Annotated in this window: 10 protein-coding genes; all 10 read left to right on the forward strand. The window is 69.0% G+C overall.

Annotated features, from left to right (window positions below; translation table 11 throughout):
- The first annotated feature begins 10 nt into the window (after window positions 1–10).
- The 10 genes from D7W81_RS07520 to D7W81_RS07565 all read left to right on the forward strand — a co-directional run bounded on the left by D7W81_RS07520 (window position 11) and on the right by D7W81_RS07565 (window position 12,343).
- Window positions 11–619 (forward strand): type IV pilus inner membrane component PilO, encoded by a 609-nt coding sequence (locus tag D7W81_RS07520; protein WP_120554645.1) that lies wholly within the window; start codon window positions 11–13, stop codon window positions 617–619.
- A gap of 44 nt (window positions 620–663) precedes the next feature.
- Window positions 664–1,230, forward strand: a complete 567-nt coding sequence (locus D7W81_RS07525; protein ID WP_167508039.1) for a pilus assembly protein PilP — start codon at window positions 664–666, stop codon at window positions 1,228–1,230.
- A 58-nt stretch (window positions 1,231–1,288) separates the two neighbouring features.
- The gene (locus tag D7W81_RS07530) at window positions 1,289–4,081 is read left to right on the forward strand and encodes a type IV pilus secretin PilQ (protein WP_120554647.1); all 2,793 of its coding nucleotides are present in this window, start codon (window positions 1,289–1,291) and stop codon (window positions 4,079–4,081) included.
- A gap of 32 nt (window positions 4,082–4,113) precedes the next feature.
- A complete protein-coding gene (locus tag D7W81_RS07535; protein ID WP_120554648.1) occupies window positions 4,114–4,809 on the forward strand; it encodes a hypothetical protein in 696 nt (231 codons plus the stop codon).
- Window positions 4,810–5,172, forward strand: coding sequence for a roadblock/LC7 domain-containing protein (locus D7W81_RS07540; protein WP_120554649.1), 363 nt, complete (start codon window positions 4,810–4,812; stop codon window positions 5,170–5,172).
- Between the two features lie 150 nt (window positions 5,173–5,322).
- Window positions 5,323–5,904: an elongation factor P gene (gene efp, locus D7W81_RS07545; RefSeq protein WP_120554650.1), complete on the forward strand. Its 582-nt coding sequence runs from the start codon at window positions 5,323–5,325 to the stop codon at window positions 5,902–5,904.
- A 38-nt stretch (window positions 5,905–5,942) separates the two neighbouring features.
- Window positions 5,943–6,530, forward strand: coding sequence for an acetyl-CoA carboxylase biotin carboxyl carrier protein (gene accB / locus D7W81_RS07550; protein WP_120554651.1), 588 nt, complete (start codon window positions 5,943–5,945; stop codon window positions 6,528–6,530).
- Window positions 6,531–6,612: 82 nt separating this feature from the next.
- Window positions 6,613–7,998: an acetyl-CoA carboxylase biotin carboxylase subunit gene (gene accC / locus D7W81_RS07555; protein ID WP_120554652.1), complete on the forward strand. Its 1,386-nt coding sequence runs from the start codon at window positions 6,613–6,615 to the stop codon at window positions 7,996–7,998.
- Window positions 7,999–8,189: 191 nt separating this feature from the next.
- A complete protein-coding gene (sgmX, locus tag D7W81_RS07560; protein WP_120554653.1) occupies window positions 8,190–11,375 on the forward strand; it encodes a type IV pili formation protein SgmX in 3,186 nt (1,061 codons plus the stop codon).
- A 26-nt stretch (window positions 11,376–11,401) separates the two neighbouring features.
- Complete coding sequence (locus D7W81_RS07565) at window positions 11,402–12,343, forward strand: ExeA family protein (RefSeq protein ID WP_120554654.1); 942 nt, start codon at window positions 11,402–11,404, stop codon at window positions 12,341–12,343.
- Window positions 12,344–12,345 lie beyond the last annotated feature (2 nt).

The following is a 12,345-nucleotide window of genomic DNA, read 5'->3' on the forward strand; positions in this document are numbered from 1 at the left end:
GACCCCTGTCATGGAAAAATACCTGGATCAACTGGCGAAGGCCCCTCCCGCGGCGAAGTTCGGCGGGCTCGCGGCGCTCGTCGTCATGCTAACGGTGGCCAACTTCTTCATGGCCATCCAGCCCACGGAAGAGAACATCGCCCGCCGCAACGCGGACCGCCGGAAGCTGGACCTGGAGCTCGCGGAGAAGAGCGAGATCGCCCAGAACCTCAACGAGCGCCGGCGTGAGATGGACGTGCTGGAGCAGAAGCTGGCGGAGGCCCTCACGGAGCTGCCGGAGCGGCGCGACATGGAGGAACTGCTCGCGCAGATCAACGACATCGGCAAGAAGTCCGGCCTGGAGATCGCCCGCGTGGAGCCCGGCAAGGAGTTCATCAACGGGACCGAGTTCTTCGCGCGCATCCCCATCAAGATGACGGTGAGCGGCAACTACCACGAGATCGCCATGTTCCTGCAGGAGATGGCGAACATGCGCCGCATCGTGAACGTCAACAACATCAAGCTCGATGGCGCGACCCTGAAGAACGAGAAGGTCGTCCTTCAGAGCAGCTTCTTGGCGACGACGTTCCGGTTCGTCGAGAAGAAGAGCGTCGAGTCGCCCCCGAAGAAGCGCAAATAGAAACTTGATCCGCCCTGCATCTGGGGCGACAAGGGATGACGCGGATGAAGACGTTCAAGTCCACGATGACTGCTGCGGTGATGGCGCTGACCCTGTCTGCTTGTGGGGACACGCCCAAGGCTCCGCCCCCCGCTCCTCGCAAGGCCGCCGCCCCCGCGCCGGCCCCGGTGGAGCAGAAGACCGAGGCGTCGGCGACGCCGGCGAATGCCTTCGTCTACACATACAGTCCAGTGGGCAAGCGGGATCCGTTCCGCAGTCCGCTGGAGGAGCTCGGGCCGGTGGCGCGTGACGCACCGGAACGGGCCTGCAACGAACCCCTGTGCGTGTTCGACCTCGACCAGCTCAAGCTGGTGGCGGTCGTCACGGGGGACGCCAGCCCGCTGGCGATGGTCGAGGACCCCCTGGGGCGCGGCCACATCGTCCGGCGCAACACCCGCGTGGGGCGCCAGGGCGGCAAGGTGACACAGATTCTCAGGGACTCGGTCACCGTCACCGAGGTCTTCACGGGGGCCAAGGGCGAGCTCATCAGCAATCCGGTGAGTCTCCAGCTCAAGGCAGATGGCGCCAAGGACCCCGCCTACAACCTGATGACGGGCAAGAACTGGGAGTAGCGCCCCACGGCGCGCCCGCGGGCAGTCGTCGCCCGCATCCAACTTGTTGAGGGGACGCATGCTCGAGCAGAGCGCTGTGACGAGGGGCAAGTGGATCATGGCGGCCGCATGGGCGGTCGTCCTGGCAAGCGCCAAGGTGTACGGCGCGGATCTCAATACGCTGAGGGACCTGCAGGTGTCCCGGACGGGAGCCGGTGCCCAGGTCGTGGTGACCGGGACCCGGCCGCCCACCTTCACCGTCTTCCGGCTCAGCGGGCCGGAGCGGCTGGTGGTGGACCTGTCGTCCGCGGACGCCACCGGCATCAAGGGGCACCACGACGGCACCGGTCCGGTGTCCGGCGTGGTGGCCGCCCAGTTCTCCGACGCGCGCGCCAGTGTGGGCCGCGTGCTGGTGGCGCTCGACCAGGCCTCCCAGTACGACGTCCGCGCGGAGGGCAACCGCGTGGTCATCTCCGTGGACGGCTCGCCGGTGGCCCCCGCCGCCGCGACCGCCCAGGCTCCCCAGGCCCCGGCGGAGGCGAAGCCGGTGGCTCCCGCCGCCGCGCCGAAGCCCGCTCCCGCGCAGGTGGCCGCCGCCGAGCCGGTGAAGCCCGCGCCGGTGGTGGAGGCGATGGTGGCGGTGGTGCCGGAGGAGGGGACCTCCTCCAGGTCCGCCCCGTCCCAGGCGCCGGGCCGTGAGAACGTCGTCGCCACGGAAGCGGATGAGCGCGAGGTGGCCCACCCGGCCCAGCGCATCACCCGGCTGTCCATGGAAGGTGACGCGCTGCGCGTCGCCGCCGACGGCGACATCGCCCGCTACGAGGTCCTGGAGCTCGTGGACCCGCCGCGCCTGGCCGTGGACGTGTACGGCGTGGGCCTCAGCGCGAAGGCGCCCAAGGTGAAGGGCGCCCTGCTCAAGGACGTGCGCGTGGGCGCGCACGAGGACAAGGTTCGCCTGGTCCTCGTGGCCAAGGGCGACATGCCCGCCTACCGCGTGGACCGCGCGGAGCGTGGCCTGGAGGTGGTGCTGGGAAGCGCGGTGGCGCGCAAGCCCAAGCCGTCCCAGCCCCGCGACGCGGTGGCGGAGACGGAGCCCCTGCGCCCGCAGCCCCTGCCTGTGCAGGAGGCGGCGAAGCCGCAGCCCGCGGTGGCGCAGGCCGCGCCGCAGCCGGCGGTGGTGGAGGTCAAGGACCTGTCCTTCGACGAGAGCCCCACGGGCGGCCGCGTGCAGCTGAAGCTGTCCGGCGCGACGGCGTGGAAGGTGGACCGGCCGGATCCGCGCAGCGCGGTGCTGACGCTGGAGAACGCGCGCCTGCCCAAGAAGCTGGAGCGCAGCCTGGACACCAGCGCGCTGGACACGCCGGTGAAGATGATCAGCGCCTTCAGCGTGCCGGGTGAGGGCCGCAAGGTGCGCCTGGTGGTCGCCGCGGACGGCGCCATCGAGGAGAACGTCACCCAGGGCGCCAACAGCCTGAGCTGGCGGCTGGACGTGCAGGGCGTGAAGACGGAGGAGGTGGCCGTCACCCAGCGCACCGCCGGCTTCACGGCGGAGGCCCCGGCGTACGCGGCGGAGGGCGCGCCCCAGCAGGCGCGCTACCGTGGCAAGCGCGTGTCCTTCGAGTTCAAGGACATCGACATCCAGAACCTGCTGCGCGTCATCGCGGAGATCTCCAAGCGCAACATCGTCGTGGCCGACGACGTGTCGGGCCGCGTGACCATCCGCCTGCGCAACGTGCCCTGGGACCAGGCGCTGGACCTCATCCTGCGCACCAAGCAGCTGGGCCAGGAGCAGGTGGGCAACATCATCCGCATCGCGCCGCTGAAGACCCTGGAAGAGGAGGCGCGGCTGCGCCAAGAGCGCAAGAAGTCGCTGCAGCAGCAGGAGGACCTGCTGGTCAGCCTGGTGCCGGTGAACTACGCGGTGGCCGGTGACATGTCGTCGCGGGTGAAGGACGTGCTCAGCGACCGCGGCTCGGTGACGGTGGACACGCGCACCAACGTGCTCATCATCAAGGACATCCGCTCCAACACGGAGAAGGCGCGCGCCCTGGTGCGCAGCCTGGACACGCAGACGCCGCAGGTCCTCATCGAAAGCCGCATCGTGGAGGCGAGCACCACCTTCAGCCGCGCCCTGGGCGTGCAGTGGGGCGGTCAGACGCGTCTGTCGGCCGCGTCCGGCAACCCGACCGGCCTCATCTTCCCCAGCAACGTCGGCATCACGGGCGGCGCGGGTGGCGCGGCGCCGGGCCTCCCGGCCCAGCCCAACTTCGCCGTGAACCTGCCGGCGGCGGTGGGTCAGGGCCTCGGTGGCGCCATGGGCTTCGCCTTCGGTTCCGCGGGCGGCGCCGTGCAGCTCAACCTGCGCCTGTCCGCGGCGGAGACCGAGGGCACGGTGAAGACCATCTCGTCGCCCAAGGTCACCACGCTGGACAACAACACGGCCCGCATCAGCCAGGGTCTGTCCATCCCGTTCAGCCAGACGTCGGCGGGCGGCGTGAACACGACCTTCGTGGAAGCGCGCCTGTCGCTGGAAGTCACGCCGCACATCACCCAGGACGGCAGCATCCTCATGTCCATCGCGGCGCAGAACAACCAGCCGGACCCGTCCAACACCGGCGCCAACGGCCAGCCGTCCATCCAGCGCAAGGAAGCCAACACCCAGGTCCTGGTGAAGGATGGCGACACCACCGTCATCGGCGGCATCTACGTGCGCCGGGGCAGCACCTCACGTGACTCGGTGCCCTTCCTGTCCCGCATCCCCGTGCTCGGCTTCTTCTTCCGGAGCACCTCGGAGACGGACGAGCGGCAGGAACTGCTCATCTTCATCACGCCACGCATCCTCAACCGGCAGACCATCGCGCAGAGCCTCTAAGGCCTCGCGCCCTGATTGGGAGAGACATTCCAATGAAGCCCTTCTTCCTCGCGGCGGCCCTGTCGCTCGGGCTCTGCTCGTGCTCCGAAAGCCCCCCCGTCATCCAGATCCTCCAGGTCATCCAGCCGGACGACAGCTGCGACTTCGGCTCCGACGATACCGGCTCGGCCAGTGGCTCGCTCGACCTGGCCTACCGGAACAGCTACCTGCTGGGACTCATCGTCCGGTCGGCCTACACGACCACGCCCATCGAGGTGAACGGCGCTCCGCTGGAGCCGGAGTCCGACGTCGGCGGTTCGGGCACGGCCTTCGTGGACACGCTGAAGCTGTCGTACGCCTCGACGCCGAACATCAACATCCCCGACGGGTCGGTCCCCTACACGGCGGTCCTCAACCCCGCGTCGAATGAGAACAAGCTGGTGGTCAACCTGATGACCGCGGAAGCCACGACGGCCCTGCGGGCGGCCCTGTCGGGGACCGCGGTGGCCCAGCTGCGTGTCACCATGCAGCTCACGGGGAAGTTCGCGGCGGGCGGCAAGAAGTTCGAGTCCAACGAGATCGTCTTCGGCATGGACGTCGCCAACGGCGCCGTGACGCTTCGCAACTGCGTGGGGACCGAGGCGCCGAACGTCCCCGCGGGCCCGTGCGGTTCGGGGCCTGGCCAGGACGGCATGTACGCTTCATGCAAGCCCGCCCCGGTCACCACGCCGCCCGGCAGCGAGGGCTAGATGGCCTTCCGCACGCACCTTGAAGCGGTGGTGAACCAGGTGGACGGGGCCCTCGCGTGCAGCGTGATGGGCTTCGACGGCATCTCCGTGGACACGTTCCAGAAGGACGAGGCCACGGAGCTGGACGTGTCCGGCACCTGGGTGGAGTACGCCAACCTGCTCACGCAGTTGAAGAACGCGGCCGAGTCGTTGAAGACGGGCACCGTCACCGAGGTGTCCGTCAACAGTGACAAGGTCCTCACCGTGATGCGCCTGCTGACGCCGGAGTACTTCCTGGTGCTGGCCCTGCGCGCGGACGGGAATTTCGGCAAGGGGCGCTATGTCCTGCGCGTCACCGCGCCGCAGGTGAAGGCGGAGCTGTAGCCGCGCACGTCCGCCCGGGCAGGGGCTTGTCGAGCCTGCCCGGCGACGCAGCGTGCCGCCGCTTTCCCCTTTGCAGGAAACAGGGCATGGGCTAGACACCCCCGGCTTTCGTCTTTACGTCAGTCTGGCAGGCTGAAGGAGTCGGTCCCCATGGCCGGTTTTGTCGACACGTCCGAGTTCCGCAATGGTTTGAAGATCGAGATCGACGGCGAGCCGTTCGTGATCGAGTACTTCCAGCACGTCAAGCCGGGCAAGGGCTCCGCGTTCGTGCGGACCAAGATTCGCAGCCTGCTCAGCGGTCGCATGCTGGAGCCCACCATGAAGTCCGGCGACAAGGTGGGCATCCCCGACATCGAGCAGAAGGACATGGAGTACCTCTACTCGTCCGGTGACGAGTACTACTTCATGGAGAAGAAGACCTTCGAGCAGACCTTCATCACGGAGAAGGTGCTGGGCGAGGCGAAGAACTTCCTGAAGGAGAACACCCCGGTGGAGGTCCTCTACTGGAACGGCAAGGCCATCTCCGTCGGCCTGCCGAACTCCGTGGACCTCAAGGTCGTCAAGTGCGACCCCGGCGTGCGCGGCGACACCGTCTCCGGCGCGATGAAGCCCGCGACGCTGGAGACCGGCTTCACCGTCAACGTGCCCCTGTTCATCAACGAGGGTGACGTGCTGAAGATCGACACGCGTGAAGGTGGCAAGTACCTCACCCGCGTGGCGACCGCGGGCTAGGGCGTCTTCCCTTCACCTGGCGACCCGGAGGGGTCTGAATGGCAACGAAGCGCAAGGCAACCCGGCCGGCCACGTCCTCGGGCGCGGCTTCCGGGCGGGATGCGGGCACCACGTCCCTGGACGTGGAAGCCCTCCGGCAGATTGTCGAAATCCTGGAGGCCTCCGACGTCACCCGGCTGGTGTGGACGCGGGGTCCGGAGAAGCTCTACATCCGCCGCGGTCACGCGCCGGAGACGACCATCGTCCACCACGCGGCGCCGTCGGGCCCCGGGGTGACGGTGTCGCAGCCGGTGGAGTACGCCGCCCCGGCCGCGCCCCGTGCGGCTCCTGCCGCGCCCGCGGCTTCTGCCGCCGCCCTGGCGCCGGAGAAGCCCGCGGAGAAGCCGGGCCACCAGGTGACCAGCCCCTTCGTGGGGACGTTCTACCGGACCCCCGCGCCGGATCAGCCTCCGTTCGTGGACGTGGGCACGGTGGTGCGCAAGGGCCAGGTGCTCTGCATCGTCGAAGCGATGAAGTTGATGAACGAAATCGAGTCCGAGGTCTCCGGCCGCATCGCCGAGGTCCTCGTGGAGAACGGTCGCCCGGTGGAGTTCGGCCAGGCGCTGTTCCGCATCGAGCCGGCCTGAGTTTGCTGACCTGTCAGGCGCGTCCAGCCCCTTCCGGGCGGGACGCGCCTCGCCTCAAGGCCCTCGCGTTAGGAGCACGGCCGTGTTCAAGAAGGTCCTGGTCGCCAACCGCGGGGAAATTGCCCTGCGGGTCATCCGCGCATGCCGTGAGCTGGGCATCGCCACCGTGGCGGTGCACTCCACCGCCGACGCCCACGCGCTGCACGTGCGCTTCGCGGACGAGGCCGTCTGCATCGGGCCGCCTCCGTCCAAGGAGAGCTACCTCAACGTGCCGCAGCTGCTCTCCGCCGCGGAGATCACCCGCGCGGACGCCATCCACCCGGGCTACGGCTTCCTGTCGGAGAACGCCGAGTTCGCGGAGGTCTGCGAGAACTGCAAGATCCGCTTCATTGGCCCGCGCCCGGAGATGCTGCGGCTGATGGGCAACAAGGTGCGCGCGCGCGCCGCGGCCCGCGAGGCCGGCCTGCCGCTGCTCCCGGGCAGCCCCGGCGTGGTGAAGGATCCGCGCGAGGCGGAGGCCTTCGCGAAGGAGATTGGCTTCCCGGTCATCCTGAAGGCGGCGGCGGGCGGTGGCGGCAAGGGCATGAAGATCGTCCGCGAGCCGGGCGTGCTCGCGCAGGCGTTCTCCACCGCGCAGGCGGAGGCCCTGGCCTCCTTCAACAACGGCGACCTCTACATCGAGCGGTACGTGGAGAAGCCGCGCCACATCGAGATTCAAATCATCGCGGATGAGCACGGGAACGTCATCCACCTCAACGAGCGTGAGTGCTCCGTGCAGCGGCGGCACCAGAAGCTCATTGAAGAGGCCCCGTCGCCCGCGCTCACGCCGGAGCTGCGCCAGCGCATGGGCGAGGTGTCCGTCGCCGCGATGCGGAAGATCCGCTACAACAACGTGGGCACCATCGAGTACCTGCTCGACGAGCGCGGCGAGTTCTACTTCATGGAGATGAACACGCGCATCCAGGTGGAGCACCCCGTGACGGAGCTGGTCATGGGCGTGGACCTGGTGCGTGAGCAGATCCGCATGGCCTACGGGCACCCCCTGCGCTTCAAGCAGGAGGACGTGCAGATCCGCGGGCACGCCATCGAGTGCCGCGTGAACGCGGAGGACCCCGTCACGTTCGCGCCGTGGCCGGGCAAGATCACGGGCTACAGCGTGCCGGGCGGCTACGGCGTGCGCGTGGACTCCGCCGCGTACGAGAACTACACGGTGCTGCCGCACTACGACAGCCTGCTGTCCAAGCTCATCGTGCACGCGGAGGACCGCGAGACGGCCATCCGCCGCATGCAGCGCGCGCTCTCCGAGTACGTCGTGGAGGGCATCCGCACCAACATCCCGTTCCACCGGGCCGCACTGGCGGAGGAGTCCTTCCAGGAGGGCAACTACGACACCCGCTTCGTGGAGCGCCTGCTGGCGAGCGAGACGGGTTCGCGCCGGCTCAAGAAGGCCGTGGAAGAGACGCCGTAGCGCTCACCGTGAAGACGCGGAAAACCCGCCGGGCGGACGAGCGTCCAGGCGGGTGATCCAGCCCCGGGGGATGGCAGGCTGTTTCTTGACCCGCGTCGGAGGATTCCGTTAGCCTCCAACGCTCCCCCCCAGAAAAGGACTGAAACCCGCGAAGTTCCTCGGGGTTTCTGCCTGCCGGAAGCGCACGCTCGATGGACAAGAACAAGATCATCGAAGCCGCCGCGAAGCTGGTCGCGAAGGGCGCGTACGACAAAGCCATCAAGGAGTACCAGAAGGTCCTGGAGGTCGACCCGAAGGACATCCGGGTCCTCCAGAAGATGGGGGAGCTGTACCAGAAGAAGAACGACAACGCGCAGGCGGCGCACTTCTTCACCAAGGTCGCGGAGAGCTACTCCTCGGACGGCTTCTTCCTCAAGGCCGTCGCCCTCTACAAGCAGGTCCTCAAGCTCAACCCGAACCTGCTGGAGGTGAACCTCAAGCTGGCGGAGCTGCACCAGCAGCTGGGGTTGATGTCGGAGGCGATGGCGTACTTCCAGATCGTCGCCAACCACTACGACAAGGCGGGCGACACCAAGTCGAGCCTCGACACCCTCAAGAAGATGGTGGATCTCGACCCGGAGAACGTCGCGTCGAAGATCAAGCTCGCGGAGCTGTACGCGCGCGAGAACATGACGAAGGAAGCGGCGCAGGAGTTCAAGCGCGCCGCGGAGTACCTCAAGCGCAACGCCCGCGCGGATGACTGGCTTCGCGTCGCGGAGCGCCTCTCCTCGCTGGAGCCGGACAACCTCCCGCTCGCGAAGGAGCTGGCCGCGTCGTACCTGCAGCGCGGCGACCAGAAGCGCGCGCTCGCCAAGCTCCAGGTCTGCTTCAAGGCGGATGGCCGCGACGTGGAGACGCTGACGCTGCTGGCCCAGGCGTTCCAGGGGCTGGGCCAGGTCTCCAAGACGGTGTCCGTCTACAAGGAGCTCGCGAAGATCCACCAGGAGCGCGGCCGCACCGCCGAGTCCGATGGCGTGTGGACGCAGATTGAGCTGCTGGATCCGAACGACCCGGATCTGCTCGCGCGCCGGGGGCCTGTCGCGGAACCCGAGCCGGAGCCCGCGCTCGCCGCCGCGCATTCGCACGTCGAGGAGCCCGCGCCCGCGTGGAGCGCGCCCGTCGGCGCGGCGCCCCCGTCCCGTCCCGCGCCCGCCCCGCAGCCTGTGGCCGTGGTGCCGCCTCCGCCCGCGGGGATGAGCCGCGAGCAGCTGGCCAAGCTGCTGACGGAGACGGACGTCTACGTGAAGTACGGGCTCCACGACAAAGCGCTGGAGCACCTGCGCAAGGTCTTCTCCGTGGATCCGGAGAACCTGGACGCGCACGAAAAGGCGTACCACATCTACGTGGCGGCCAATAACGGCGCGCAGGCGTCGGAGCAGCTGCTCAACGTGCTGCGCCTGTGCACGCGCCGCGCGGACGTGCTGCGCGCGCAGCCGTACCTGGCGACCATCCTCCAGGAGAACCCGGCCCACCCGGAGGTGCCCGCCTTCCTGTCCGTGCTTCGCTCGGAAGGGGGCATCGTGGCGCCCGTGGCGGCGCCGGGCGTGGAGTCGCTGGAAGAGGACGCCATCCTGGTGGACTCCAACGAGGACGAGATCCTCGTCGCGGATCCGCCGGATGACGCGCTCGCGCAGCCGGAAGGTGACGAGCTGGCGCTCGCGGCGCTGAGCCACGGTTCGGACTCGGATGAAATCGTCGACGACGAGGTCGCGGAGACCACGTTGAGCGGCGAGGAAGCGGTGATGGGCGAGCCCATCAGCTCCGCCGAGAACGCCGTCTACGACCTGCCGCCGCAGGACGACCTGGTGATGGGGTCCGACGAGGACTCGCTGGTGCTCGCGGACGAGCCGGGCCTGAGCGGCGCCGACGCTTCCGACGACGAGCCGCTGGTCGCTCCGGACGACGCGCTGGCGTACGCGGAGGACTCCTTCGCGGACGTGGGCGGCGACGAGCCCATGGTGCTCGCGGACGACGCGGGCGGCATGTCGCTGGGCGACGAGGAGGAAGCGCCGCCCACGCGCATCCTGTCCCCGTCGCGCGCGCTGCTGGAGGAGGCCGCTCCGGACACCTACCAGCTGCCGACGCTGGACGACGGCGGCGACGAAGCGCTGGTCGAGCCCGGCATGTCGCTGGGCGAGGACGACGATGCGCCCACGCGCGTGGGACTCGCGCCCCTGGACGCGTCCGCGCTGGACGACGCCGGCCTGGACGAGAGCTTCACCGCGCCCGCGGAAGAGCCCGCCTACACGGGCGGCATGTCGCTGGGCGACGAGGAGGACGAGGAGCCCACGGCCGCGCACATGGTGCTGCCGTCGATGGACAGCCTGTCCTACGACGAGCCCGCGCCCGAGGAGCTCGCGGACACGCCGGAGCCCGAACCGGAGCCCGAGGCCCTGGCGGATGCTCCGGAACCGGAGCCCGAGCCGGAAGCCGAGCCCGAGGAGGAGCCTGCCTCCGAGGAGTGCGACGAGGCGTCGTTCTTCCTCGACCAGGGCCTGCTGGAAGAGGCGCGCGAGATTCTGGAGACGGTGGGCATCGCGTTCCCGGGCCACGTGCGCGCCGGGGAGCTGATGGCGCGGCTGGAGGAGATGGAGGCCGGCGGTGGCGCGGCCCCTGAGGACGACGCTCCCTCCGAGCCCCTGCATGTGCCCTCCGTGCAGCCGGTGACGGAGGCGTCGCTCGACGACGGCGCCGGTGGCGGTGACGCGTTCGACCTGGCGGCGCAGCTGGCCGGCGAGCTGGACGACCTGGGCGGTGAGTCGCTGGCGGCGGTGCCTCCGGCGGACGAGGACTTCCAGTACTCGGTGGATGAGGTCTTCGCCGAGTTCAAGAAGGGCCTGGCCAAGGTGGTGAAGCCCGAGGACGTGGACACGCACTACGACCTGGGCATCGCCTACAAGGAAATGGGCCTGCTGGACGACGCCGTCCACGAGTTCGAAGTGGCCCGCCAGGGCTGCGTGGGCACCCCGCGCGAGCTGGACTGCCTGACGATGATTGGCATGCTCCACACGCTGCGCGGCCGTCCGGACGAGTCCGTGCAGGTGTTCAAGGAAGGCCTTTCCAACGTGCTCGCGACGGGCGAGGTGGCCAAGGCGCTGGGCTTCGAGCTGGCGAGCGCCTACGACGCGCTCAACGAGCCGGGCAAGGCGCTCTTCCACTTCCAGCGCGTGGCCGCGATGGACGCGAAGTACCGCGACGTGGGGTCGCAGGTGACGCGGCTGTCGGCGGTGACCGCGCCGGAGGAGGACCCGCTGCCTCGCGCCAGCAAGGGCCCCGCGACTCCGGCACCGGTTCCCGCCGCGGGCGCGCCGAAGGCTCGTAAAGTAGGGTACGTGTAGCGCGTCCCCACGAGGCCCGGCGAGCGATGACGACCTACCTCGATTTCTTCGAACTCACCCAGGAGCCGTTCTCCAACGCTCCGGTGAGCCGCTTCTATTACAACTCCGCGCAGCACTCGCAGGCCCTCACCCGGCTGATGCACGCCGTGGGCTACATGAAGGGCTTGTCCATCCTCGTGGGCGATATCGGCGCGGGCAAGACGACGCTCGCCCGGCGCATGCTCGACTCGCTTCCGGAGTCCGAGTACGAGGCCGCGCTGCTGGTCATCATCCACTCGGGCATCACCGCCCAGTGGCTGCTGCGCCGCATCGCGCTCCAGCTGGGCGTGGAGAACCCCGCGCAGGAGAAGCTGGCGCTCCTGTCGCAGCTCTACCAGCGCCTCCTGCAAATCTACGAGTCCGGCAAGAAGGCCGTCGTCCTCATCGACGAGGCGCAGATGCTGGAGACGCGGGAGATCATGGAGGAGTTCCGGGGGCTGCTGAACCTGGAAGTGCCGGAGCGCAAGCTCATCTCCTTCGTCTTCTTCGGCCTGCCGGAGATTGAGAAGAACCTGAAGCTGGACCCGCCGCTCGCCCAGCGCGTGGCGCTCCGCTACAAGCTGGAGCCCTTCACTGCGGAGTCCACCGAGGCGTACGTGAAGCACCGGCTGCGGCTCGCCGGCTGCCCGCGCATGCCCTTCACGCCGGAGGCGCTGCTCGCCGTGCACGAGCACTCCGGCGGCACCCCGCGCGTCATCAACACCTTGTGCGACAACGCGCTCTTCGAGGCGTTCCTCGTGCGCTCGGAGAGCATCAGCGCGGAGCTGGTGCACCGCATCGGGACGAACCTGGGACTCCAGGGCGGCTCGGCTGCTGCCCAGGCAGGCGAGCGAGCGAGCGCGCCCGCCTCGTCGCTGCCCCGGACGGCGAACACGAAGATCGACCTGGCGGAGATCGACCGCTACCTCGAGGGACTCGGTAAGCTCTAGCG

The organism is Corallococcus aberystwythensis (assembly GCF_003612165.1).
GTDB classification, from domain to species: Bacteria; Myxococcota; Myxococcia; order Myxococcales; family Myxococcaceae; genus Corallococcus; species Corallococcus aberystwythensis.